The organism is Sulfuriferula sp., from assembly GCF_054605375.1.
In genome coordinates this window covers 11,687-34,271 of sequence record NZ_JBTSEG010000023.1, presented here as the reverse complement: position 1 = coordinate 34,271, position 22,585 = coordinate 11,687, and the positions used below count along the sequence as shown (strand labels likewise).

Sequence of the window (22,585 nt, the reverse complement as noted above, 5' to 3'; positions counted from 1 at the left end):
ACATGACAATGCTGAGCGTACATGCGGATGCCATGGAGCGGAACACCGCATACCACGAGTTTCTTTTGTTCTACAAACGGACAGCAAATGTAGTGTATGGATTTGTCGAGGGAAGCCAAGACCCATCATTTTTCCGCGGTCTAATCGACAGTTGTTTGCCTGGTGGGTGGCGTGCAAAGCTTTTCCAAGCGGGAAACAGAGATAAGGTCGTCCGGACGTGTCTTGAAATGGACTGGAACCGTTTCGACACGCAGCGTGTGTGTTTTTTTATTGATCGCGATCTCACGGCATTCTTTAACGGTAGCGATATTCTTCCGCCAAATATCTACGTAACAGATCAGTACTCGATCGAGAACGATGTAGTTACGCAGGAAACGCTAGGTCGAGTACTAGAGGAAGTATTTAACATTGTGGGTTTGACGCCAGGCGAAGAAAGCACGATCCAGGAATTGTTTGTTGCTGAATACAGCAAATTTTGCGAAGCAATGGCCGCGCCAATGTCACAGATACTGATCTGGCGCCGGAACGGGTATCGAGCTTGCCTTGATAATGTAAGGTTAAAAGACTGGTTTGAATTCGTCAGCGGAAAAATTGCTTTTAAAGGTGAATATTGGAACGCACGCGCTCGGTTGGAATATGTCGCGAATCGTTGTAGCTGCGTGATGTCACCAGATGAGCTACTCCTGGAAACTGAAAAAGAGTTTCGACATAAAGACGGCGTGCAGAAGTATGTGAGGGGAAAATACGTGTTGTGGTTTTTTGTGCAGTTTGTTACGAGCATTTACGAATCGGTGAGCGCATATTGTGCTCGCTACGCCAAAAAGCCAAAAATACACGTGTCTTTAGGTATTGAGAATGCGATGGTTATTCTGGGTGGAAGGGTCAGGTCTCCGGAATCACTGCATGCTTTTATGACTGCGACATATATTGCATACATCGCAGGTGTTCCCGAATCTCAGGGCAATTTAAGCTTGGGTGCATAACAGCATGGGCTTGGTTGTTCCTAAGTGTGAGCGCCCTCGCGCCGACACGTGGGTAAGGCATGGTAAGGCGTAAGCTGCGACTCGCTCTACGCGACGACAACAATGAGAAGTGGTTAATGAATTCATCGAGTATCGTCCAGAAACTCTGGAACTACTGCAACGTCCTGCGTGACGACGGCATGAGCTACGGCGACTACCCTTCGACTTCGCTCAGTGCAGGCTCTGAGCAGCTCACCTATCTGCTGTTCCTGAAAATGGCCGACGAGCGCAGCCGGCCACCTTACAACCAGGCCAGCCCCGTGCTTGCCGGCTATGACTGGCCCGGCCTGGTTAAGAAGGACGGCGACGAGCTGTTCGACCACTACCGCCACACGCTGGAGGAACTGGGCAAGCAGAAAGGCTTACTCGGCCTGATCTTCACCAAGTCGCAGAACAAGTTCCAGGACCCGGCCAAGCTGCGGCGGCTGATCGTGGACCTGATCGACAAGGAAACCTGGGTGTCGATGAGCGCCGACGTGAAGGGCGACGCCTACGAGGGCCTGCTGGAGAAGAACGCGCAGGACACCAAGTCCGGCGCGGGCCAGTACTTGACCCCGCGCCCGTCATCATCATGGTCGGCACCATGCCCGGCGTGATCATGATCATCACTACCGCCACCACCATCATGATGATGATCGCCATTATGGCGGCGATTTGGGGTGATGATGATTGACGGTTCGCTGTACCCGTTTATGTTTGAACCATTTTGCAAACGCTGAGTTTGCATAGCCGCGCAAATCCAAACCGGCCATGCTGTGGGAGGTGTCTTGATGTGTATATTAAGTGCGTAATAGTTCATCATATTAATGAACAATTACGCTCTATATATAGTTTCTCTTGTCTGAAAAGTATATTATGTGTGCTTATATTCTTTCATAAGATGAACTACGACACATTGAGGGTCAGGCATGGAACCCCTTAAAGGCCTAGGAAAAGCAGACCGGGAGCGCTTGTCGGCGGTATTGCGCGCGACGAAGGGCACGGTTTCGGTTGCGCAAGCGGCCAAGGTACTTAGCCTGCCTGCGACACCCACGGCCAAGATGCTGGCGCGGTGGGCCAAGGCTGGCTGGCTGTCGCGCGTTCGTCGTGGTCTTTACGTGCCGGTGCCGCTGGAATCCAGGACCTCGGATGTGCCTTTGGAGGACCCGTGGGTGATTGCCGCGCAGCTCTATGGGCCTTGCTACATTGGCGGCTGGAGCGCTGCCGAGCATTGGGATTTGACGGAGCAAATTTTCCGCACGGTGGTGGTGGTGACTGTGCAGCGCCCCCGGGATCGGAACCCGACCATCAAACAAACCGATTTCCTGCTGCGGTCGGTGCAGGAGAAGGCCCTGTTTGGAATGAAGTCGGTGTGGCGGGGGCAGGTGAAAGTCGATGTTTCCGACCCGACGCGGACGATGCTCGATATGTTGAGCGATCCTCAATTGGGCGGGGGGATTCGCTCGACGGTGGACATGTTGAAGAACTACCTCAAGTCAGAAAAGAAAGACCTCGCTTTGCTCCTCGAATACGCAAGCCGGCTGGGTAATGGGGCGGTTTTCAAACGGCTCGGGTTCTTGTTGGAGAAGTTTTCCCCCGCTGACCAGGAAGCTATTGCACAGTGCCGTGAACGGCTGACCACTGGCAATGCCAAGCTTGATCCTGCGCTGGAAACCGACAAGCTGGTGACGCGGTGGCGTCTCTGGGTACCGCAACGCTGGCTGGGGGAGTAGGCCTTGATTGATCGGCAGGAGATTATGGATTTTTCGCGCGAGTTTGGGCTCGCGCCGAATGTGATTGAAAAGGACTATGTGCTCGGCTGGGTGCTCGCCGGTATTGCCGCGCATCCCGAGATTGGGCAAAGCTGGGTGTTTAAGGGTGGTACGTGCTTGAAGAAATGCTTCTTCGAGACGTACCGTTTCTCGGAAGACCTCGATTTCACGCTCACCAATCCGGAGCATCTTGCAGAGCCGTTTCTTCTGGCGACCTTCAATCAGATATCCGAATGGATTTATGACCAGGCGGGCATTGAGGTGCCAGCCGACAGCATCCGTTTCGAAGTCTATTCGAATCCGCGCGGCAATGCCTCGGCAGAGGGGAGAGTCGGCTATCGCGGCCCGATGCAGCGGCGCGGGGATGCACCCCGTATCAAGCTGGATTTAACCGACGACGAGTTGTTGGTGTTGGAGCCCGCAACAAGAGAAGTCCACCATCCCTATTCTGACCGGCCGGTGGATGGTATCCATGTCCGCTGCTATTCCTTCGAGGAGGTTTTTGCCGAGAAAATTCGTGCATTGGCAGAACGCGAAAGGCCGCGGGATTTGTACGATGTGGTGCATCTGTTTCGTCATGACGAACTCAGGCCAGATCGGTTGTTGGTGTTCAGTACGCTGGAACAGAAGTGCGTGTTCAAGGGCATTGATGTGCCGACGATGCAGACAGTCGACAACCCTCCGGCACGGGCCGAACTGGAAGCGGAGTGGGGGAATATGTTGGCGCACCAACTGCCGGTGTTGCCGGCATTCGAACAGTTCTGGCAGGAGCTTCCCGGCGTTTTTGATTGGTTGCACGGCGTCGCGGAAAAAATCGCCAGGCCGTCGCTTCAAATGCATTCAGCCGGGGCGGGCGCGATGGATGAAACGTGGCGGCCGCCATCCATGTCCTATGCGTGGCACGCCGCGATACCCTTTGAGATCATTCGCTTTGCCGCCGCAAACCGGCTGTGTGTGAATTTGGAATATCGGGATGAAAATGGTCGCGTAAGTAAAAGGCTGATAGAACCCTATTCCTTACGGCGCACCCAGGATGGAAACCTGCTTCTGTATGCGGTGAAGCATGAGACTGGGGAGCCGCGATCCTACCGGGTCGACAGGATTCAGGGGGCCGAGGCGACACAGGTCTCATTCATTCCGCGATATCTGATTGAGCTGACACCCAGTGGGGTGATTTCTGCACCCCCTGTGTCCAGCCGCGCTGCAACGAATTTTTCACCCGGGATTAGCCGTCCTCGAACGGCCAAGCACTCGCTCGTGCCTAACGGTCCAAAGTACGTGTATGAATGCACATACTGTGGAAAGAAATTTACGCGGAATTCATATGATTCCACATTGAAACCACACAAAGATAAGAACGGGTATCCCTGTCCGGGACGTACCGGCTTTCTCGTCGATACAAAATATTAAGTAAAGCCATGAACCCATCCAACATCGTTCAAAAACTCTGGAACTACTGCAACGTTCTGCGCGACGACGGCATGAGCTACGGCGACTACGTCGAACAGCTCACCTATCTGCTGTTCCTGAAAATGGCCGATGAGCGCAGCCGGCCGCCCTATAACCAGGCCAGCCCGGTGCTCGCCGGCTATGACTGGCCCAGCCTGGTAAAGAAGGACGGCGATGAGCTTTTCGACCACTACCGCCACACGCTTGAAGAACTGGGCAAGCAGAAAGGATTGCTCGGCCTGATCTTCACCAAGTCGCAGAACAAGTTCCAGGACCCGGCCAAGCTGCGGCGGCTGATCGTGGACCTGATCGACAAGGAAACCTGGGTGTCGATGAGCGCCGACGTGAAGGGCGACGCCTACGAGGGCCTGCTGGAGAAGAACGCGCAGGACACCAAGTCCGGCGCGGGCCAGTACTTCACGCCGCGCCCGCTGATCCAGGCGATTGTCGATGCCATGGCGCCCCGGCCCGGCGAGACCATCTCCGACCCGGCCTGCGGCACTGGTGGCTTTCTGCTGGCGGCGCACGACTATGTGGTGCAGCACTACCCCAACATGACGTCGGCGGAGAAGAAGAAACTGCGCGGGGAAAGCTTCAAGGGCTGGGAGCTGGTGCAGGCCACGGCGCGGCTGTGCGCGATGAATATGCTGTTGCACGGCATCGGCAGCCAGGAATTCGAGCCGATTGCGGTGGGCGATTCGCTGGCCGCCGACCCCGGCGAACGCTTCGATGTGGTGCTGACCAATCCGCCCTTCGGCAAGAAGAGCAGCACCACCATCGTGGGCGAGGAAGGCAAGGTCAGCAAGGAGCGCGACACTGTCGAGCGCGACGACTTCTGGGCCACCACCTCCAACAAGCAGCTCAACTTTGTGCAGCACGTGAAGACACTGCTGAAGCAGAACGGCCGCGCCGCCCTGGTGCTGCCGGACAACGTGCTGTTCGAAGGCGGGGCAGGCGAGACCATCCGCCGCAAGCTGCTGCACGACTGCGATGTCCACACCCTGCTGCGCCTGCCCACCGGCCTGTTCTACGCCCAGGGCGTGAAGGCGAACGTGCTGTTCTTCGACAAAAAACCCGCCGCCGAAACCCCGTGGACCCGCAAGCTGTGGATCTACGACCTGCGCACCAACATGCACTTCACGCTCAAGACCAGCACCCTGAAACGGGAAGACCTGGACGAGTTCGTGCAGTGCTACCACCCGGAAAACCGGCACGACCGGAAAGCAACGTGGTCGGAGAAAAACCCCGATGGCCGCTGGCGTGAGTATGACTACGAAGAGCTGGTCAACCGCGACAAGGCCAGCCTGGACATCTTCTGGCTCAGGGATGAATCGCTGTCGGATTCCGACAACCTACCCGCGCCGGAAGTGATTGCGGCGGAGATTGTGGAGGATTTGGAGGCGGCGCTGGAACAGTTTCGGGAGATTCTGGCCGATATGGATGGCACCTCAATAAAAGTGCAGGGTGCTTGAAGCCCCGCCCATTAAATGGAACTGACATACATCCTTGTTGATTTCGAGAATGTTCAGCCACCGGACATGGGGCTGTTAAGCGGGGATCATTACCAGCTCAGAATCTTTCGTGGGCCGCACCAGAAGAAGCTGGACTTCGACATCGCCGAGTCCCTTCAGCCGCACGGCAACAGGGTGCAATACATACAAAGCGACAGGCACGGGAAGAATGCACTCGACTTCCATATCGCGTTTTATATGGGGCGCTTGATAGAGGAGCTTGAGGCAGATGGCGCCCCCGCATGCAAGAACACACGGTTTGTAGTGATTTCAAAAGACGGTGGGTTTGATGCATTGATGAGCCACATACAGTCGCTTGGCTATGGGGCGATGAAGGCTGCGAGCATTCGGCAGGCTCTGGGGTTGGATGAACCGGCTACTGAGGCCGAAAATGCCCAACAGTCGACGCCAGTAGCCAGCTCCGGCCCCGCGACGCATAGCCCACCCAGCTTGCCCGGCAAACCGCCTGTGGCCAAGAAGGCGGCACCCGCTAAGAAGGCAACACCTGTCAAGCCAGCTGCAACCCCTAAGAAAACTGCGGCAGCTCAGGCAAAACCGGGCAAGTCAGAGGCAAAGAAGCCTCTGGCACCTGCACGGAATAATCTCGGGCCGGAAGACAAAGAAAAGGTCATTGAGCATTTGCGCCTGCATCCAAAGAACCGACCAGTTAAGCGCAAGACATTGGAAAGCCACATCACGTCATTGCTTGGTGGCAATGTCACCCTTAAGGCTGTGCGGGGTCTGATCGCGGGTCTGGAGAACGAAAAGGTCATCAAGTTCAGCGAGAACAAGATTGATGAGTACAAGATTCCCAAGCGTAAGAAGTAAGTGAGAGGGTGGGGCATGAACGAGGGAGTGACTGAGTCAGCATGAGCGAACCAACTAAATCCCCAATTAAAGACAAACCACTGCGTTCGCCTGGGCAGTCGCTTGAAGAAGAGCGGCGGAAGCTGTTCGAAGACAAGATCGAGACACCATTTCTACTTGCATTGTTCTTTACTTTTTTGGCGGTATTTGAATGGTGGCGTTCTTATTCGAATAGACCGCCAAGCCCTGTCTTTTTTACAATTGTCGCCGTTCTGTTAGTTGGATTTTTCACGTGGCGAGTCTGGAAGATCCGCCCGCGAATTCGTGCACTCAGGCAAGGCATCGAAGGAGAAAAGGCGGTCGGCCAGTTTCTCGAACGATTGCGGGAAAGCGGCTATCAAGTCTTCCATGACCTGATCGGCACGGGGTTCAATGTCGACCACGTTTTGATCGGCCCGGCAGGTGTATTCACTGTTGAGACTAAAACCTGGAGCAAGCCGGAACGTGGTGAAGCACACATCAAGTTTGATGGTGAACAGCTCACGGTGGCTGGTCGTGAGCCTGAGCGTAACCCGGTGGTGCAAGCGCGTGCCCAAGCTGGTTGGCTCAAGGGTTTGTTGGTTGAAAGCACGGGCCACAATTTTGATGTGTTTCCTGTTGTGGTATTTCCGGGCTGGTATATCGAACAGACCGAAGGCAGTTTGCGCAATATGTGGGTACTTGAACCTAAAGCACTGGCGAAGTTTCTGGGAAATGCGCCACAACGCTTAACCCCGGAAGAGATCAAACTCGCCAGTTTCCACTTGTCCCGATTCATCCGAAGTAGCGAGAAAGACCGCAGCAAATAGACTATGTGGTGTCGTGAACGAGTCAACGTGGTCAAACTCGATATCAACAATCGTCACCCGATTCTGATTGGAAACGGCATGATCGTGTCAGACCGTATTGCTCATCTTGGGCGATAACTAATCTCGGTGTCCGTGGGACAGGAGAACACCCCTGACCATCAAGTCCTCAACTTCTCCAGCGCAGCAAGCGCATTGTCTATCCGCTGTGCATTAGTCGCGGGTTTGGTTTTTGGGTGCCCTGTTTCTGCCGACTACAAGGAGAAAGTCATCGACCTGCTGATGTGCGTGACTACGGTGAGTGTGGAGACGGTGCGGATGATGCAGGCGCTGAAACGCACGGCACAGGAAAGACTAAGGTAGCAAAATTAAAAATAACATGTTGTGTTGTTTTAGTTTTTGAGTAAAATCTAAAACAATCGCCGTACTTGTTTTAATCTGATGATAAAGTCATACCGATGAAAAACTTCCAGTCAGGCCGTCTCGTTCAGCAAGGGCACTACAAAAGTTTTCAGCCCAATACGATCAACCGTGCCTGGGTGCTGGATAACATGGCGTTGATTCAGTTGCTTGGGCAGGCCGACCGGGCGCTGGGAAAGCTGGATATGTATTCCGGGTACATCCCCAACATCGACTTGTTCATCCGTATGCATGTGCTGAAAGAGGCTACGCAATCAAGCAGGATTGAGGGCACGCAGACGAACATGGAAGAAGCGCTGCTGGAGAAAGAAGACGTTGCCCCGGATAAAAGGGACGATTGGGAAGAGGTGCAAAACTACGTAGCGGCGATGAACCAGGCGATTGAAGGCTTGAAGTCACTGCCTTTTTCGGCGCGACTGGTACGCGAGACCCATAAAACCTTGCTGCAGGGCGTGCGCGGCAAACACAAACAGCCGGGCGAGTTCAGGCATAGTCAAAACTGGATCGGCGGGGCGAGCATCAGCGATGCGGTTTTTGTGCCGCCGGTATATACCTCCATTGCTGAGTTGATGGGTGATATTGAGCAGTTTGTGCATAACGATGCCGAGTATTTCCCTGAACTGCTGAAAATTGCGCTGGTGCATTACCAGTTTGAAACCATCCACCCCTTTCTGGATGGCAATGGCCGCGTGGGGCGATTGCTGATTACCTTGTATCTGGTCAGTCGCGGGATATTGAAGCAACCGGTGTTGTATCTGTCGGATTTCTTCGAACGCAATCGCACGCATTATTACGATAACTTGATGCGGGTGAGAGAAAAGAACGACCTGTTGCAATGGTTCAAGTTTTTTCTGGTGGGGGTTGTCGAGACCGCGCAAAGTAGCATCGCCACGTTTGACAATATACTCACGCTGCAAAAGCAGGTGGATAGCCAATTACAGACGCTGGGGAGCAGAACGGCCAATGCTCAAAAAGTGCTGCATTACTTATATCAGCATCCACTTGTCGATGCCGCAAAAGTCGGGCAGGTAGCTGAAGTATCAGCGGCATCCGCATACAAACTGATTGCCGATCTGGAACGCCTGGAGATACTGAAAGAAATCACCGGCGGTAAGCGTGGCAAGATGTATGTGTTTGACGCGTACTTGAATTTATTCAAATAGCCTCATTGAATCCGTGAAGGCATTGAATATGGGTGCGGTATTTGTATCGTCATGAAATACCCATGCCTCACTATTGGCGCGTGGTTCTAATTCGACGGAAGGCCTACACCAAAGCCGGTCCGGTGAGGCAGGCATAGAGGCGGGCTAGTAGTGTTCTGGCTGTGCTGCTTGTTTGGCGCGGAAGTAAGGAGTTGATTTCAAAGACGGATAGAGGCCGTCCGGGAGAATGTGACTAGGCGGCACCCCCAGCAGCTGGCGGTGCCGCGTTCTGATTTACTTGCGTTTGTTGCGGGAAAGGATCAGCGCCACCACGCCAATTCCAAACAGGAAGAGGGTTTCAGGTTCAGGAACTGTTATGGTACCTCTTGCCCAAAGATTGGATGAAACGAGACTGAAGGCGATGATTGATAGGTATTTCATGATGATCTCCCGAAAAGTTGCGCAGTGCGCGTTGAAACTAGTTAAGCATATAACATGCCTGTATTTTATTTTTTAGCTGAAACAAGCGCATATGTTATTACAAGGCTACACGATTGGCCGCCCGTGTAAAATAATGCGACACCGGTGAAAATTTATGCGGACGCAAGTATTCGCTCAATTCCGGTTTTGGGATGAAAATAAAACGCAACAGTGTTTGTTCAGTGTAATTCACTTCAGTTGATATGCAAATCTTGATGGTTCAGACCTAATACATGAAATTCCAGCACCTTCCGCTTGGCACACAATTCAAATTCGAGGGCAAAATCTATACCAAAACCAGCCCGCTAGTGGCGGCAGCAGAGGATGGCACCGGTCAGCGTGTGATTCCGCGCTACGCCATGCTGAAATACGTAGGTGAGCCGGTTTGCGCAGCAGGGGCTGCAATATCCCGGCAACTCGATCCGGATAAGGTGCGGGCGGCATGGGCGAGCTATGAAGCTGATGCCTTGCGGCTACTGGAAGCCGCATGTGGCGACGATGCGAGCCGCTGCGATGTGCTCAAGGCTGAACTGCACGAGGCCGGGCAGCGGTTTCTGGATGCGATGTAACACGTCGGTGCCCGGCAGCGTGCAATATCGACGACGCTGGCGAGGTAATGCGTGTTTAGATTGTAATCCCCCACAAAAAAGACCAAGGGTCGCGGTCATGTGCTGCAGCGCGTGCGGGTTATCTGACGGTGACATCAACCCTCAGTCCGGCAAGCCGCTAGCCACCGCAGCTTGAGCGAGTCCGAGGGCGCACAGCCCCGCTTAAGAAAGCCTTAAGATTTCAGCCGCAACATGGCAACAAAGGAGTTGCCATGAACCTATCGTCCCTGCTTCTAACCATCACCGCTGCCGGGCTGGCGGCTGCCGTTTTTGCGCCTGCCACCCAGGCCGCCACCGCGCCGGAACTGTTGTCCGGCTACACCGCTCAGGCCGGTTCGCCTGCCGTGTCTGCCCGGGGCCAGCAATTCTTCACCGCCCGCCACGGCCGCGAATGGAGTTGCGCTTCGTGCCATGGCGCCGTGCCTACCAAGCCTGGCAAGCATGCGTCGACTGGCAAGACCATCGGCGCGCTGGCGCCGGCCTTCAACCCCGAGCGCTTCACCGATGCGGCCAAGGCCGAGAAATGGTTCCACCGCAATTGCAATGACGTCGTGGGCCGCGCATGCACTGCCGCAGAGAAGGCGGACGTGTTGAGCTGGCTGCTGACGCTCAAGCCTTGATGCGCCGCACTTCATTCACGTTATTTAGGAGAACCAGCCATGCCATTTCGACTTCGCTCACATGCCCAACAAGCCCTGTTTGGCTTGCTCGTCGCCATCGGTATCAACCATCCGGCTATTGCCGATGACGACCAGCGCGCGCCGCGGGTGCCGCTGTTGCCCAAGTATCAGCAGGAATGCGCCGCCTGCCACGTGGCCTACCCGCCCGGCATGTTGCCGGCGGCCTCTTGGCAGCGGGTGATGCACAGCCTGCCGCACCATTACGGCACGGATGCCTCGCTTGATCCGGCAACGGTGAAGCAACTCGCGACCTGGCTCACCGCCTACGCCGGCACTTATGGGCGCGTGCGCGAAGCGCCCCCCGAGGATCGCATCACCCGTTCGGCGTGGTTCGTCCGCCAGCACGACGAGGTGCCTGCGTTCGCCTGGAAGCGGCCAGCGGTAAAGAGCGCTTCCAACTGTGCCGCCTGCCATACCCGATCCGACCAAGGAGATTTCAATGAACGATTTGTCCGTATCCCCCGCTAACCCACCTGTCAACGAACCGGGAACCCGCAAGATACTGGTCTGGGATGTTCCGGTTCGTGTCTTCCACTGGCTCATGGTGCTCAGTTTTGCCGGTGCCTACCTCACTGCCGAGAGTGAACGCTGGCGGCTGCTGCATGTGTCGCTGGGCTACACGATGGCGGGTCTGGTGGGTTTTCGCATTGTCTGGGGCCTGATGGGCACCCGCTATGCGCGCTTCTCGACCTTCGTGCGCGGCCCCAGGGCGGTGGCGCGCTATCTCGGCGCGTTGCTGTGCGGCCAGCCTGAGCACTACACAGGTCACAACCCGGCAGGTGCGCTGGCCATCGTGGCCCTGCTGGGGCTGACGCTGGCCGTCGCCGCATCGGGCTGGGCCATCTACAACGACGTCGCGGGCGACTGGCTGGAAGAGGTGCACGAGGCGGCAGCCAACGTGATGCTGGCTGTCATTGGCGTGCACGTCGCCGGTGTGCTGCTCAGCAGTTGGCTGCACCGGGAGAATCTGGTGGGCTCGATGATCAGCGGGCGCAAGCCGGGCCTGCCGGAGCAAGGCATTCGCCGCGCCTGGCGCAGCGTGGCCGTGCTGATGCTGGTGACGGTGCTGGGCTTCTGGTGGATGCAGTGGCAAAGCGCGCCGTCTGGCGCTGGCCTCGCCGGCCGGCCCGCAGCATCGGCAACGGCCGGAAACCCTGATCGCGGCTGAGCACGCTTCATGAGACAATCCGTGCCATGCATATCCTGCTCGCCGAAGACGATCCGCTGCTAGGTGACGGCCTGCGCGCCGGTCTGCGGCAGCTCGGCTTCCAGGTGGACTGGGTACGCAACGGTGAGGCCGCAGAGCGCGAGTTGCGCGCCCAGCCTTATGCGGCCGCGGTGCTCGACCTCGGGCTGCCGCTGATAGATGGCATGGAGGTGCTGGCTGCCTCCGCCGGGCCGGCGTCTTGCTGCCGGTGCTGGTGCTGACCGCGCGTGACGCAGTGCCCGACCGTATCCGCGGACTCAACGTCGGCGCCGACGACTATGTGGTCAAGCCGGTGGACCTGCACGAACTTGCCGCACGGTTGCGCGCGCTGATTCGCCGTGCCCACGGCCAGCCGCAGGAGTGCCTGGCCGTGCAGGATGTCGTTCTCGATCCGGCGGCCCGCTCCGTGCGGCAGGCGGGCGAGCCCGTCGCGCTGTCGACGCGGGAGTTCGACCTGCTGCACGCGTTTATGCTCAACGCCGACCGCGTGCTCTCGCGTGAACAGATCGAACAGCATCTCTACAGCTGGGGCCAGGAGGTGGAAAGCAACGCCGTCGAGGTGCATATCCACAATCTGCGGCGCAAGCTTGGCGCCGCACTGATCCAGACCGTGCGCGGCGTCGGCTACATTCTGCTGCGCGATTTACCGAAATCATGATCAAGCCGCCTGGTTCGCTGCAAGGCCGGTTGCTCGCGCTGGTGCTCGCCGTGGTGGTGGGCGTCTGGCTGGTCACGGCGACGATGACCTGGTTCGACGCGAGCCACGAGCTCGACGAACTGCTGGACAGTCACCTAGCGCAGGCGGCTGCGCTGCTGGTGGTGCAGCAGGCGCGCGAGATAGAGGATGACGGCAGCGGCATCGACGCGCCCACACTGCACCGCTATGCGCCCAAGGTAGCATTCCAGGTCTTCCACGAGGGCCGCCTGGTGCTGCGCTCGGCCAACGTGTCAGCTGCCCCGATGCTTGAGCCCGGCAAGGACATCAAGACCGGCTTTGCGACAGTGCAGATCGGAGGCATTGCGTGGCGTGTGTTTGCGGCCTACGGAGCCGAGCGCGACGTGCAAGTGTATGTGGGCGAGCAGGCGAGTTCGCGGGCCTCGATTCTGTGGGCTGTGCTGCGCAGCACGCTGTGGCCGATGGCCGTGGCGCTGCCGCTGTTGGCGTTGGCGGTGTGGTGGGCGGTGTACCGCGGCGTCGCACCCATGCGCCGGCTCGGGCATGCACTGGCTGAGCGCCAACCGCAGGCGCTGCATCCGGTCGCGCTCGACGGCATAACCTCGGAGATGGCGCCGATGGTCAACGCCCTGAACGGTCTGTTCGAGCGCATCGGCACGCTGCTGGAATCCGAACGCCGCTTCACGGCAGATGCCGCGCACGAACTGCGCACGCCGATCGCGGCGATCCGCGCCCAGGCGCAGGTGGCGCTGGGCGAAGCTGACGATGCCTTGCGCAGGCACGCGCTCAAAAGCACGCTGGAGGGCTGCGACCGCGCCACGCGACTGGTGGAGCAATTGCTGACCTTGTCCCGGCTGGAAGCCGTTACGGCGCCTGCCATGGCGGCGGTCGATCTGAGCGCGTTAACCCAACACGTCGTGGCCGAACTGGCGCCGAAAGCACTCGCCAAAAATCAAACGCTGGAATTCGAGGCCGCCGAACCTTGCAGCGTTCCAGGCAATGAGACGCTGCTCACAGTTCTGGTGCGTAATCTGGTTGACAACGCGGTGAGATACAGCTCAGCGTCAGCGCAAGTGAAGGTGAGCGTGCGGCAGCAGGCCGGGCGTGTCGTGTTGAGTGTTGAAGACAGTGGGCCGGGTCTAGCCGAGGCCGGCCGGAACAGGCTGGGTGAGCGGTTCTTCAGAGTGCCGGGCAGCAGTGAGAGCGGCAGCGGACTGGGTTGGTCGATCGTGCGGCGTGTCGCAGCTGTGCACCGGTTGGATGTGCAGGTCGAGACTTCGGCGGAACTGGGCGGCCTCGCCGTTCGCGTCATTGGTCAGGCGAATGTCGGCACAGCATGAGTATCCTTATTGGCTGATGTTATGTCAGCAGTCGACGGCGGGTGAATCCCAGTGCCAGCCAGTAACTCAGCAGACCCCATGCGGCTAGTGCGGCGATGTGCCCGGCGATATGCGCGGGCAAGTGGCCGAGGATCAACGGGCGCACCAGGTCGATGGCATGCGACAGCGGCAGCCAGGCCGATGCGATCTGAAGAAAGCCGGGCAGCCGGTCGACCGGGTAGAACACCCCGCATAGCAGTACCATCGGCGTAATCACCAGCGTGAAGTAGTACATGAAGAAATCATAGCTGGGCGACAGCGCAGTCATGACCAGCCCCATCGCGGAGAAGGTCAGGCCGATGAGGATGACCACCGGCAGCACCCACAGGCTGAGCAGCCAGCTTTGCTGCAGGCCCATGACCCAGATCACTGCCAGAATGGCGAGCCCGGACAGCAGGCTTTTCGATGCGCCCCAGATCAGTTCGGCCAGCATGACGTCATCGAGACTCATGGGGGCGTTGAGGATGGCATCCCAGGTTTTTTGCACGTGCATGCGCGAGAAGCCCGAGTAGAGCACCTCGAAAGTGGCGCTGTTCATGGTCGAATAGCAGATGGTACCGGCCGCCAGAAAAGTGATGTAACGCGCGCCGCCCACTTCGGGCATCAGGCTGCCGAGGCCGTAGCCGAAACCGAGCATGTAGAGCATGGGGTCGGCCAGATTGCCGAGAATGCTCGACCCCGCGAGTTTTTTCCACACCAGAAAGTTGCGCCGCCACACCGGGATGAAGCGCAACGACAGGCGCGGCGGCGCGAAGTGTTGAATGCTTAGGGTCGTTGGCATCATGAATCGCGCAATTCGCGCCCGGTAAATTTCAAAAATACGTCTTCCAGGTTGGAAGGGCGATGCAGGTAGCGCAGGCTGTCTTGTGCGTGCAACTGAGCGAGCAGCTCGGCGCTGTCATGGGTATAACAAAACAGCGTCTCGCCGGTGATCTCATGGCGCGCGCACATTGCCTTGCCGTGTGTGCTGCCCCATTCGGTGACGCCTTCGCCGTAAATTTCGACCACGCTGGGTTCGATTTCGGAGGCGATCATGGCGCGCGGGCTGCCCGCAGCAATGGCCGCGCCGTGGTCGAGAATCACCAGCCGGTCGCACAGGCGCTCGGCCTCTTCCATGAAATGAGTGGTGAGCAGGATGGTCTTGCCTTGTGCAATCAGGCGCCGCAGGCCCTGCCAGATTACATGCCGTGCCTGCGGGTCGAGGCCGGTGGTGGGTTCGTCCAGCACGATCAGCTCTGGGTCGTTGATCAGCGCGCGCGCCAGGGTGAGGCGCCGTTTCATGCCGCCTGACAGCGTGGTGATTTTCGCATCGGCCTTGCTGATCAGCCCGGCGAATTCCAGCAGCGCCGGGATGCGGCTGCGGATCAGCACATCGCCGATCCCAAAGTAACGGCCATACACGAGCAGGTTTTCAGCCACGCTAAAGTCCGGGTCGAGGTTGTCCATCTGCGGTACTACACCGATGCGGATACGTGCTTCGCGGCCGCGCAACGGCACCGGCTCGCCGAGGATTTCGATGCTGCCGCTATCCGGCGCAATCAGCCCGAGCAGCATTTTCAGCGTGGTGGTTTTGCCTGCGCCATTGGGACCCAGCAGGCCGAAGCATTCACCTGCGCGAATGTCGAGATCGAGATCGCGCACCACGGCGTTGCCGCCATAGCGCTTACCAAGGCCACGCACGCTTATGAGTGACATGCTGTCAGTGCGGCTGATTTGAGTTCGGCCAGTTTGCCGTGAAAGAAATGTCCGGTACCGCGAATGATTTCGATGGGCGTGCCGCAAGTCTGCGCCCAGGCTTGCGCCGCGGCGAGCGGGACCAGTTCATCGCTTTCACCGTGGATGATGGTGGTCGAGGGCGGCACGCAATCGAATTCATAGAGGTTGACGGCGGGCCCGATCAGGATGAGCTTGTGGGCGGCGATGCGTTGCGCCACGCGGTGCTGCACATAGGCGCCAAACGAAAAACCGGCCAGCAGCACCGGCAGGGCGTTGTCGTAATGGCCGCGCACGAATTCAATCACGGCCAGCATGTCTTCGGTTTCACCGATGCCGCCATCGTAGACACCGTCGCTGCCGCCGACGCCGCGAAAATTCGGGCGCACCGCGACATAGCCTTCGTCATGGCAGGTCTGTGCCAGCGTCTGCACGACTTTGTTGTTCAGCGTGCCGCCGTGCAGCGGATGAGGATGGGCGATAAATGCCAGACCGCGGCGATTGTTACCGGGGTCGTTGATCACGGTCTCGACGTTGCCGACGGCAGTTTTGATGCGGAGTTTGGAGCGCTTCACGTCAGATTTTCAGCCGCTCGACGACCTTGCCATGCTGCAGGTGCTGCTCGATGATCTCGTCGACATCCTGCTCGTCCACGTAGGTGTACCAGGTGCCTTCCGGGTATACCACCAGCACCGGGCCTTCGCTGCAACGGTCCATGCAGCCTGCGCTGTTGATGCGGCATTTTCCCGCGCCGTTCAGGTTCAGTGATTTAAGCTTCTTTTTGGCATAGTCGCGCATGGCTTGGCCGCCGGATGCGCCACAGCATCGGGCGCCATCCTCGCGCTGGTTGGTACAGAAAAAAACGTGGTGTTCGTAGTAACTCATGGTTGCTTGTCCTGCTCGAGTTCGGTGTATTTGGCGGCGTTTCCGCGGGCCGCGTCAGCGGGATATTTTTGTCCGTTGTGGATCAGTTTGGCACGTGCGGCAGCCAGCAGATCCAGTTCCAGCACGTCGGCCAGACGCACCAGATAAATCAGCACATCGCTCATTTCCTCACCGACCGCAGCCAGTTTGACAGGATCGGGATGCTGGCTCTGTTCGGGTGTGGCCCACTGGTAGTGCTCCATCAGTTCGGCAGCCTCGACCGCCAGTGCCATGACCAGATTCTTGGGCGTATGAAACGGTTGCCAGTCGCGATTTTCGGCAAAGCGCCGAATCTCGGTTTGCAGTTGCTCTATGCTATCGGTGGCCATGCATTTGCCTCCTGTTGCGAGGCGGATAGTGTAGCATTCTCTGCATGACCGAACTCGTTCTGCTCTCCGGCGGCATTGATAGTGTGACGCTGCTGCATCTCAAGCACAGTGAAGGCGTACAACTGCATGCGCTGTTCATCGATTATGGCCAACGTGCCGGCAGCGAGGAATTACGCGCAGCGAGCATGCACAGCAAAGCGCTGGGGGTGCCATTGAAGAAACTGGATATGGCCGCGGCCGGGGAGGCGTTTCGCGACGGGCAAACGCAACGTTTGCATGTACCGCTGCCGCATCGCAATCTGGTCGCGCTGGCACTGGGGGTGAGTTATGCCGTGCAAATCGGCGCGACGTGCCTGCATCTGGCACTGAATCGCGACGACGCGGGCGCCTATCCGAGTGCGTCGCCGCTGTTTGTGCAGGGCTTCAATCACATGGTGCACAGCCTGGGTGATATCGAGGTGCGCACGCCACTGGCCGAGCTGGATAAAGTGCAGGTGATTGAACTTGCAATCAAATTGGGTATAAATTTGCAGGACACGTATAGTTGTCTGCTGGGTTATGCCAAGCCGTGCGGGCATTGTCCGCAATGTTTGCAGCGTAAAAAGGCATTGCAGGCTGCCGGGGCAGCTATCACTTTTGGATGATGTGCGTCGCTGTCGCATACTGGTATGCTCGAACGTGTTGTCCGGAATGCCCTGCTGTTGGCGTTTCGCCAGTTAGTGGTGGATATCGTCGATAATAACGAGAATACAGGCGCATTTGATACGCTGAATAACACTAACCAATTGATAAATCAAGCGTGTCAATATTAGGCCTGAAATATGCTTGCGGTAAGTCTTGATTGTATTTTGGCCTGTCTGAGCCACATGCATTGAATAAATTTGTATGTGACATGATGCTTTGCGAAACTTTTAACTAATTGATAAGTAGGAGGAATGCCGTGAACGCAATCAAACCCCTGATTTCTTCCCGGTGGGTAGTTTTGCTGGCTGTGCTGATGGGCTTGTCCGGATGTGCAACGAATTATCCAGTGGCACCCACGAAGCTGAGCAAGCAGGCTGACTGGAATTATCTCATCGGGCCGGGTGATAGCGTGAATGTGTTCGTCTGGCGCAACCCTGACGTTTCCGGGACTTTCCCTGTGCGCCCCGACGGCAAAATGACCATGCATCTGGTGGAAGACATGCCTGCCAGCGGAAAAACGCCCACCCAGTTGGCGCGTGACCTCGAAAAAGCACTGTCCAAATACATACAGGAACCGATCGTCACTGTAGTCGTGGCTGGCGGCGTCGGTCCATTCAGCCAGCAAGTCCGGGTAATCGGCCAGGCAACCAAACCGCAAGCGCTGAATTACCGTGAACACATGAGCTTGATTGATCTGATGATTGATGTGGGCGGCATCACCGATTACGCGGCTGGCAACAAGGCTTATATCCTGCGTACCGTGAATGGCAAGCAGGAACGTCTGGGTGTGCGTCTGGATGATCTGGTCAACGGTGGTGATATCAGTGCCGATGTACCTATCCTTCCTGGCGATGTGCTGGTGATACCGGAAAGCTTTTTCTAATAATTTTCAGTTGCCAAGAACTTCTGAAAAACGGCAGGGGGAAACATGGATGAATTGCTAAACCAGTTGATGGGCTATGTGCGAGCGACCTGGCATCGGCGCTGGTACATCGTCATCATCGCTTGGCTGGTTTCGATTGCGGGGTGGTTCTGGGTGTATACCCTGCCCAGCCGGTTTGAGGCCTCCGCGCGTGTCTATGTGGATACCCAGACCTTGCTCAAGCCGCTGCTCAGCGGCCTGACTGTCGAGCCGAATGTCGACCAGCAGCTTCGTCTGATGACGCGCACGCTGGTCAGCCGTCCCAACCTGGAAAAGGTTGCGCGTATGACCGACATGGACATCAGGGCAAAGACGCCGCAGCAGACCGAGGCCATGCTGGATGGTCTGGCCAGTCAGATCAAGCTTGAAGCATCCAATACGGGTGCCAATCTCTACACCATTGCATACCAGAACGAGCATCCCGAATTGGCCAAACGGGTAGTGCAGGCATTGCTGACCATCTTTGTGGAAAGCAGTCTGGGAAAAACGCGCAAGGATCTTTCATCTTCGCGGAAATTTATTGATGAGCAGCTCAAGCTTTACGAGCAAAAACTCATTGATACCGAGAATGCCATGAAAGAGTTCAAGCGCAAACACATGGGGCTGATGCCGGGCGAAGGCGGAGATTACTACGCCAAGCTGTCAGCTACCACAACCGCGCTGCATCAGGCGGAGCTGGATTTGCGCGAAGCCACTGATCGCCGCGACCAGCTCAAGCGTCAGTTGGCCGACGAGGAACCGGAGATTTCCGCCGCCGCAGTACAGACGCAAAGTAATCCGGAACTGGATGCGCGTATCCAGTCCTTGAAAAAGAATCTGGATACCCTGCGCCTTACCTATACCGACCTGCATCCGGATATCGTGTCTACCAAGCGTCTTATCAAGGAGCTGGAAGCGCAGAAAAAACAGGAAGCCAAGACCACCAAGACTACCGGCGATGGTCGTGCGCTCAACCCGGTTTACCAACAGCTGACGATCGCCATTGCCGAAGCGGATGCCAATGTCGCTTCCCTCAAGGGACGGGTGGGCGAATACCAGAGTCGCTTGAGTCAACTCAAGGGGGCGGTAAACAATACGCTGGATGTTGAAGCTGAATATACCCAGTTGACGCGTGATTACGGAATGTACAAGCAAAACTATGCCGCCATGCTGGCGCGTAGCGAGACGGCGAATCTGTCCGGGCAGGTGGAAAGCAAAACTGATGTCGTGGATTTCCGGGTAATCGATCCACCACGCGTTCCGCTCAAGCCGTCGTGGCCGAATCGCCCATTGTTGATTTCGATGGTGCCGTTGGTGGGGATACTCGCAGGCATTGTCGTTGCCTTCCTGGTTAGCCAGTTGCGCCGCACAGTGACAGACAGGCGTGTATTGCGCGAATTGACCGGGTTGCCGTTGCTGGGATCGGTCACGCGGATCGATACCGATGCTGTCAAAATCAAGAAACGCAAGGGTTTGATTGCTTATGGCTTGTCGTTTTTCAGCTTGATTGGCGCTTATGGCGTTTTGTTGACGCTACAGATGTTTATGGCGCGCTAACCAGGATGAATACATCGTGTTGTGTTGAGTCGATGACGAAGAAACGGGTATGCGGTAGGGTTTTACACGTGCCCCGCAGCAGTTTCGGCAGTCTAGTAAGCGTGGTCGCCCGGATTCAGGGAGTTTAAGATGAGTATTATCGAAAAAGCAGCCAACAAGCTGGTACACGCCGGCCCGGCGACACAGCCAGTGGCCCCGGAAAAACCGGTTAACCGGATTGAGGCCGCGATGCAGCGTGAGCATACTCACGCCGCCGCGGAGATGCCGCATGTGCCTGTGGACAGCGAGACGGATGGCGGCGCAACTTCGATGCGGGTTGAAATTGATTTGAAGCGCCTGGCGCGCATGGGCGGCGTCACACCTGATGCGGAGCGTACCCAGGTCGCTGAAGAATTCCGCCTGATCAAACGCCCTTTGCTGGCCAATGCTTTCGGTCAGGGTGGCGCGGCAGTCAGAAACGGCAATCTGATCATGGTGACCAGTTCGCTGCCTGGTGAAGGAAAATCATTCTGTTCCCTCAATCTCGCGATCAGTATTGCAACGGAAATGGAACGCACCGTGCTGCTGGTGGATGCCGACGTGGCGCGGCCACGATTGCCGGAGTATCTGGGGATTCGGGCCGGCAAGGGGCTGCTGGATGTGTTGCAGGACCCCAGCCTGGAGTTGTCCGAGGTGATGCTGCGTACCAACATTCCCAAGCTCTCTCTGTTGACAGCCGGGCACCCCTGCAAGCATGGTACCGAGTTGCTGGCCAGTTCGGCAATGAGCCGGCTGGTCGCAGACCTGGCCAACCGTTACCCGGATCGCGTCATTATTTTTGATTCGCCACCACTGTTGTCCACCAGTGAAGCGAGTGTCCTGGCGACCCATATGGGACAAATCGTGATGGTAGTGGAGGCGGAAAAAACCTCGCAGGAGGCTGTCAAAGAAGCGCTGAGCCAACTCGAATCATGTGAAGTCATCGGCATGGTGCTGAACAAGGCGACGGCAGTCCTCGGCAACGACAACTACTACGGATACTATGGCACATACGGAAAATAGATCTCGACTCCATTCGATAATGCTATTGGGGGCGCGCGGAGCGCTCGCCCCGGTAATGTTGCTGACGGGCGTGGCTTTGCCCGCCTTGGCCGCTGACTGGACGGTGACGCCCAATCTGACTGTCAGTGAGCGTTATACGGATAACGTCAATCTGGCGCCTTCAGGCCAATCCAAAAAAAATGATTTGATTACCGAGATTCGGCCCGGTGTGCAAATCTACAAAGACGGAGCGCGCCTCAAGGTCAGGGTCAACTACTCGCTGCAATCTTTGACCTACCTTAACACCAGCGATAATAATTCACTCAATCATCAGCTTAGTGGTTCAGCTAATGCCGAATTGCTGAAAGATTTTCTGTTTCTCGACGCGAACACCGCGATTGCTCAGCAGAATATCAATGCGCTGGGACCGGTAGGATTTGGCAACACCAACGCGACCAAAAATCTGACTACGGTGGGAACCTACAGCATCAGCCCGTATATCAAGAAGCGTTTCGGCAGTTTTGCTGATGGCGATTTCCGTGTAAGGCAGAGTGGCATTTATTACAACAGCCAGGGTATTTCCAACACGCTGACCAACAATGTGACAGGTTCGTTACTCAGTGGCAGTTCATTCAATGATCTGTTCTGGGGAGTCAATTACAGTTACACCAAAAATAAAAATCAGCTGGTGGCCGACACCGAATTCGAAAGTGCTTCCGCAACGCTGGGTTATGCGCTGACGCGAAAATTGCGCGTGAACGCCACGGCCGGCCAGGAGCGCAATAACTATATCAGCGCAAGCGGTGGCAAGATAGATGGCCCCTTCTGGAATGCGGGATTCACCTGGACGCCCACTTCGCGCACCAGCGTGGCAGCCACTTACGGGCACCGTTTTTTTGGCAGGACTTATTCGTTTGACCTGAGCGAACGCACCCGTCATACCAACTGGCGTGCCGGGTACAGCGAAAACCTCACGACCAGTAGCGCCACCAGCCTGAGCGCGACTTTGGTTGGAAGCTATTTTGCGTGCACCGCTCCGCCGCCAGGCATGGGCTTCGTTGTTGCGCCTAATAATTCTGGTTTTAATTCATATATCATATTTGTACCAGCAGATACTCAACCCCCATCGGGGTATGGCTGTTTTCCTACGATTTACAACGCGTACGGTATTAATCAATCACTGGTCAATGAAGTCTTCATTCTGAAAAACCTGACGGCAGGCGTGGGCGTGAATGTGGGCAAGAGCAATTACAACCTCGGTATCTACAGCATGCGCCGCGATTTGCAGACAAGCGGCAATTATGACCGTTCGTCAGGGGTCAATGCCGGCTGGAACTGGCATTTTGCGCCGCGTACCACGTTTAATCTGTATGGCAATCTATCGCGCATCGAGGTGCCATCCCAGAATCGCAAGGACGACTTGTGGATGGTTTCGAGCGGTGTGACGCATCAGTTCGACCCAAAATTAACCGGTTCTGTC

At 56.8% G+C, this 22,585-nt stretch carries 27 protein-coding genes; 21 read left to right on the top strand and 6 right to left on the bottom strand.

The genetic code is table 11. The features are described 5' to 3' along the window. The first annotated feature begins 2 nt into the window (after nucleotides 1-2). From ACYCZJ_RS12515 to ACYCZJ_RS12475, 9 genes are all read left to right on the top strand, one after another. Nucleotides 3-983, top strand: coding sequence for a DUF4435 domain-containing protein (locus tag ACYCZJ_RS12515; RefSeq protein WP_461554560.1), 981 nt, complete (start codon nucleotides 3-5; stop codon nucleotides 981-983). Nucleotides 984-1,099: 116 nt separating this feature from the next. Then, entirely contained in the window at nucleotides 1,100-1,618 is a 519-nt protein-coding gene (locus tag ACYCZJ_RS12510; protein WP_461554559.1) for a type I restriction-modification system subunit M N-terminal domain-containing protein, read from the top strand. 312 nt (nucleotides 1,619-1,930) lie between these two features. Beyond that, nucleotides 1,931-2,734, top strand: coding sequence for a type IV toxin-antitoxin system AbiEi family antitoxin domain-containing protein (locus ACYCZJ_RS12505; RefSeq protein WP_461554558.1), 804 nt, complete (start codon nucleotides 1,931-1,933; stop codon nucleotides 2,732-2,734). 3 nt (nucleotides 2,735-2,737) lie between these two features. Then, nucleotides 2,738-4,183 carry a nucleotidyl transferase AbiEii/AbiGii toxin family protein gene (locus ACYCZJ_RS12500; RefSeq protein WP_461554557.1) on the top strand — a complete coding sequence of 482 codons (1,446 nt, stop codon included), beginning with the start codon at nucleotides 2,738-2,740 and terminating at the stop codon, nucleotides 4,181-4,183. Between the two features lie 8 nt (nucleotides 4,184-4,191). Then, complete coding sequence (locus ACYCZJ_RS12495; protein WP_461554556.1) at nucleotides 4,192-5,694, top strand: class I SAM-dependent DNA methyltransferase; 1,503 nt, start codon at nucleotides 4,192-4,194, stop codon at nucleotides 5,692-5,694. A 15-nt stretch (nucleotides 5,695-5,709) separates the two neighbouring features. Continuing rightward, nucleotides 5,710-6,561, top strand: coding sequence for a PIN domain-containing protein (locus ACYCZJ_RS12490; RefSeq protein WP_461554555.1), 852 nt, complete (start codon nucleotides 5,710-5,712; stop codon nucleotides 6,559-6,561). 41 nt (nucleotides 6,562-6,602) lie between these two features. Next, entirely contained in the window at nucleotides 6,603-7,388 is a 786-nt protein-coding gene (locus tag ACYCZJ_RS12485; RefSeq protein WP_461554554.1) for a nuclease-related domain-containing protein, read from the top strand. A 192-nt stretch (nucleotides 7,389-7,580) separates the two neighbouring features. Further along, nucleotides 7,581-7,748: a hypothetical protein gene (locus ACYCZJ_RS12480; protein ID WP_461554553.1), complete on the top strand. Its 168-nt coding sequence runs from the start codon at nucleotides 7,581-7,583 to the stop codon at nucleotides 7,746-7,748. A gap of 95 nt (nucleotides 7,749-7,843) precedes the next feature. Continuing rightward, on the top strand, nucleotides 7,844-8,968 hold the full coding sequence (locus ACYCZJ_RS12475) for a Fic family protein (protein WP_461554552.1): 1,125 nt from the start codon (nucleotides 7,844-7,846) through the stop codon (nucleotides 8,966-8,968). 273 nt (nucleotides 8,969-9,241) lie between these two features. Here ACYCZJ_RS12475 and ACYCZJ_RS12470 read toward each other — a convergent pair whose 3' ends face one another. Next, nucleotides 9,242-9,388: a PEP-CTERM sorting domain-containing protein gene (locus ACYCZJ_RS12470; RefSeq protein ID WP_461554551.1), complete on the bottom strand. Its 147-nt coding sequence runs from the start codon at nucleotides 9,386-9,388 to the stop codon at nucleotides 9,242-9,244. A gap of 272 nt (nucleotides 9,389-9,660) precedes the next feature. On the opposite strand from ACYCZJ_RS12470, the gene ACYCZJ_RS12465 reads away from it, so the two are divergent. The 7 genes from ACYCZJ_RS12465 (at nucleotide 9,661) to ACYCZJ_RS12435 (ending at nucleotide 13,938) form a co-directional block, all read left to right on the top strand. Continuing rightward, the gene (locus ACYCZJ_RS12465; RefSeq protein WP_461554550.1) at nucleotides 9,661-9,996 is read left to right on the top strand and encodes a hypothetical protein; all 336 of its coding nucleotides are present in this window, start codon (nucleotides 9,661-9,663) and stop codon (nucleotides 9,994-9,996) included. Between the two features lie 251 nt (nucleotides 9,997-10,247). After that, nucleotides 10,248-10,655 (top strand): DUF1924 domain-containing protein, encoded by a 408-nt coding sequence (locus tag ACYCZJ_RS12460; RefSeq protein WP_461554549.1) that lies wholly within the window; start codon nucleotides 10,248-10,250, stop codon nucleotides 10,653-10,655. Between the two features lie 39 nt (nucleotides 10,656-10,694). Continuing rightward, nucleotides 10,695-11,183, top strand: a complete 489-nt coding sequence (locus ACYCZJ_RS12455; RefSeq protein ID WP_461554548.1) for a diheme cytochrome c — start codon at nucleotides 10,695-10,697, stop codon at nucleotides 11,181-11,183. Beyond that, nucleotides 11,155-11,883: a cytochrome b/b6 domain-containing protein gene (locus ACYCZJ_RS12450; protein WP_461554547.1), complete on the top strand. Its 729-nt coding sequence runs from the start codon at nucleotides 11,155-11,157 to the stop codon at nucleotides 11,881-11,883. Before ACYCZJ_RS12455 ends, ACYCZJ_RS12450 begins: the two co-directional genes overlap by 29 nt. Before the next feature lie 26 nt (nucleotides 11,884-11,909). Beyond that, nucleotides 11,910-12,143 (top strand): response regulator, encoded by a 234-nt coding sequence (locus tag ACYCZJ_RS12445; RefSeq protein WP_461554546.1) that lies wholly within the window; start codon nucleotides 11,910-11,912, stop codon nucleotides 12,141-12,143. Further along, nucleotides 12,131-12,580, top strand: coding sequence for a winged helix-turn-helix domain-containing protein (locus tag ACYCZJ_RS12440; RefSeq protein ID WP_461554565.1), 450 nt, complete (start codon nucleotides 12,131-12,133; stop codon nucleotides 12,578-12,580). The genes ACYCZJ_RS12445 and ACYCZJ_RS12440 overlap by 13 nt, the downstream gene beginning before the upstream one ends. Then, complete coding sequence (locus tag ACYCZJ_RS12435) at nucleotides 12,577-13,938, top strand: ATP-binding protein (RefSeq protein ID WP_461554545.1); 1,362 nt, start codon at nucleotides 12,577-12,579, stop codon at nucleotides 13,936-13,938. Before ACYCZJ_RS12440 ends, ACYCZJ_RS12435 begins: the two co-directional genes overlap by 4 nt. A gap of 19 nt (nucleotides 13,939-13,957) precedes the next feature. Here ACYCZJ_RS12435 and ACYCZJ_RS12430 read toward each other — a convergent pair whose 3' ends face one another. From ACYCZJ_RS12430 to ACYCZJ_RS12410, 5 genes are read right to left on the bottom strand one after another with little or no spacing between them, the layout of a single operon-like run. After that, complete coding sequence (locus ACYCZJ_RS12430) at nucleotides 13,958-14,761, bottom strand: ABC transporter permease (RefSeq protein ID WP_461554544.1); 804 nt, start codon at nucleotides 14,759-14,761, stop codon at nucleotides 13,958-13,960. Next, nucleotides 14,758-15,672, bottom strand: coding sequence for an ATP-binding cassette domain-containing protein (locus tag ACYCZJ_RS12425; protein ID WP_461554543.1), 915 nt, complete (start codon nucleotides 15,670-15,672; stop codon nucleotides 14,758-14,760). Before ACYCZJ_RS12425 ends, ACYCZJ_RS12430 begins: the two co-directional genes overlap by 4 nt. Next, entirely contained in the window at nucleotides 15,660-16,265 is a 606-nt protein-coding gene (locus ACYCZJ_RS12420) for an alpha/beta hydrolase (RefSeq protein WP_461554542.1), read from the bottom strand. The genes ACYCZJ_RS12425 and ACYCZJ_RS12420 overlap by 13 nt, the downstream gene beginning before the upstream one ends. A 1-nt stretch (nucleotide 16,266) precedes the next feature. Then, a complete protein-coding gene (locus ACYCZJ_RS12415; protein ID WP_461554541.1) occupies nucleotides 16,267-16,575 on the bottom strand; it encodes a (2Fe-2S) ferredoxin domain-containing protein in 309 nt (102 codons plus the stop codon). Beyond that, nucleotides 16,572-16,943, bottom strand: coding sequence for a nucleotide pyrophosphohydrolase (locus ACYCZJ_RS12410; RefSeq protein WP_461554540.1), 372 nt, complete (start codon nucleotides 16,941-16,943; stop codon nucleotides 16,572-16,574). The genes ACYCZJ_RS12415 and ACYCZJ_RS12410 overlap by 4 nt, the downstream gene beginning before the upstream one ends. A gap of 44 nt (nucleotides 16,944-16,987) precedes the next feature. Here ACYCZJ_RS12410 and ACYCZJ_RS12405 point away from each other — a divergent pair, with 44 nt between their 5' ends. The 5 genes from ACYCZJ_RS12405 to ACYCZJ_RS12385 form a co-directional block, all read left to right on the top strand. Further along, the gene (locus ACYCZJ_RS12405) at nucleotides 16,988-17,587 is read left to right on the top strand and encodes a 7-cyano-7-deazaguanine synthase (protein ID WP_461554539.1); all 600 of its coding nucleotides are present in this window, start codon (nucleotides 16,988-16,990) and stop codon (nucleotides 17,585-17,587) included. Nucleotides 17,588-17,940: 353 nt separating this feature from the next. After that, nucleotides 17,941-18,510, top strand: coding sequence for an XrtA/PEP-CTERM system exopolysaccharide export protein (locus ACYCZJ_RS12400; protein WP_461554564.1), 570 nt, complete (start codon nucleotides 17,941-17,943; stop codon nucleotides 18,508-18,510). Nucleotides 18,511-18,555: 45 nt separating this feature from the next. After that, on the top strand, nucleotides 18,556-20,085 hold the full coding sequence (locus ACYCZJ_RS12395; protein ID WP_461554538.1) for an XrtA system polysaccharide chain length determinant: 1,530 nt from the start codon (nucleotides 18,556-18,558) through the stop codon (nucleotides 20,083-20,085). Nucleotides 20,086-20,214: 129 nt separating this feature from the next. Further along, the gene (locus tag ACYCZJ_RS12390) at nucleotides 20,215-21,126 is read left to right on the top strand and encodes an XrtA-associated tyrosine autokinase (protein WP_461554537.1); all 912 of its coding nucleotides are present in this window, start codon (nucleotides 20,215-20,217) and stop codon (nucleotides 21,124-21,126) included. Nucleotides 21,127-21,181: 55 nt separating this feature from the next. Continuing rightward, on the top strand, nucleotides 21,182-22,585 hold a 1,404-nt coding region (locus ACYCZJ_RS12385), incomplete at its 3' end, for a TIGR03016 family PEP-CTERM system-associated outer membrane protein (RefSeq protein WP_461554536.1).

Excerpts from the sequence above, each read along its gene's own strand:
- ACYCZJ_RS12495 (WP_461554556.1), top strand. The coding sequence starts at position 4,192 with ATGAACCCATCCAACATCGTTCAAAAACTCTGGAACTACTGCAACGTT.
- ACYCZJ_RS12415 (WP_461554541.1), bottom strand. The coding sequence starts at position 16,575 with ATGAGTTACTACGAACACCACGTTTTTTTCTGTACCAACCAGCGCGAG.
- ACYCZJ_RS12485 (WP_461554554.1), top strand. The coding sequence starts at position 6,603 with ATGAGCGAACCAACTAAATCCCCAATTAAAGACAAACCACTGCGTTCG.
- ACYCZJ_RS12490 (WP_461554555.1), top strand. The coding sequence starts at position 5,710 with ATGGAACTGACATACATCCTTGTTGATTTCGAGAATGTTCAGCCACCG.
- ACYCZJ_RS12400 (WP_461554564.1), top strand. The coding sequence starts at position 17,941 with ATGGGCTTGTCCGGATGTGCAACGAATTATCCAGTGGCACCCACGAAG.
- ACYCZJ_RS12475 (WP_461554552.1), top strand. The coding sequence starts at position 7,844 with ATGAAAAACTTCCAGTCAGGCCGTCTCGTTCAGCAAGGGCACTACAAA.
- ACYCZJ_RS12470 (WP_461554551.1), bottom strand. The coding sequence starts at position 9,388 with ATGAAATACCTATCAATCATCGCCTTCAGTCTCGTTTCATCCAATCTT.
- ACYCZJ_RS12410 (WP_461554540.1), bottom strand. The coding sequence starts at position 16,943 with ATGGCCACCGATAGCATAGAGCAACTGCAAACCGAGATTCGGCGCTTT.
- ACYCZJ_RS12455 (WP_461554548.1), top strand. The coding sequence starts at position 10,695 with ATGCCATTTCGACTTCGCTCACATGCCCAACAAGCCCTGTTTGGCTTG.
- ACYCZJ_RS12445 (WP_461554546.1), top strand. The coding sequence starts at position 11,910 with ATGCATATCCTGCTCGCCGAAGACGATCCGCTGCTAGGTGACGGCCTG.
- ACYCZJ_RS12395 (WP_461554538.1), top strand. The coding sequence starts at position 18,556 with ATGGATGAATTGCTAAACCAGTTGATGGGCTATGTGCGAGCGACCTGG.
- ACYCZJ_RS12515 (WP_461554560.1), top strand. The coding sequence starts at position 3 with ATGACAATGCTGAGCGTACATGCGGATGCCATGGAGCGGAACACCGCA.
- ACYCZJ_RS12465 (WP_461554550.1), top strand. The coding sequence starts at position 9,661 with ATGAAATTCCAGCACCTTCCGCTTGGCACACAATTCAAATTCGAGGGC.
- ACYCZJ_RS12405 (WP_461554539.1), top strand. The coding sequence starts at position 16,988 with ATGACCGAACTCGTTCTGCTCTCCGGCGGCATTGATAGTGTGACGCTG.
- ACYCZJ_RS12390 (WP_461554537.1), top strand. The coding sequence starts at position 20,215 with ATGAGTATTATCGAAAAAGCAGCCAACAAGCTGGTACACGCCGGCCCG.
- ACYCZJ_RS12430 (WP_461554544.1), bottom strand. The coding sequence starts at position 14,761 with ATGATGCCAACGACCCTAAGCATTCAACACTTCGCGCCGCCGCGCCTG.
- ACYCZJ_RS12460 (WP_461554549.1), top strand. The coding sequence starts at position 10,248 with ATGAACCTATCGTCCCTGCTTCTAACCATCACCGCTGCCGGGCTGGCG.
- ACYCZJ_RS12510 (WP_461554559.1), top strand. The coding sequence starts at position 1,100 with ATGAATTCATCGAGTATCGTCCAGAAACTCTGGAACTACTGCAACGTC.
- ACYCZJ_RS12450 (WP_461554547.1), top strand. The coding sequence starts at position 11,155 with ATGAACGATTTGTCCGTATCCCCCGCTAACCCACCTGTCAACGAACCG.
- ACYCZJ_RS12435 (WP_461554545.1), top strand. The coding sequence starts at position 12,577 with ATGATCAAGCCGCCTGGTTCGCTGCAAGGCCGGTTGCTCGCGCTGGTG.
- ACYCZJ_RS12425 (WP_461554543.1), bottom strand. The coding sequence starts at position 15,672 with ATGTCACTCATAAGCGTGCGTGGCCTTGGTAAGCGCTATGGCGGCAAC.
- ACYCZJ_RS12505 (WP_461554558.1), top strand. The coding sequence starts at position 1,931 with ATGGAACCCCTTAAAGGCCTAGGAAAAGCAGACCGGGAGCGCTTGTCG.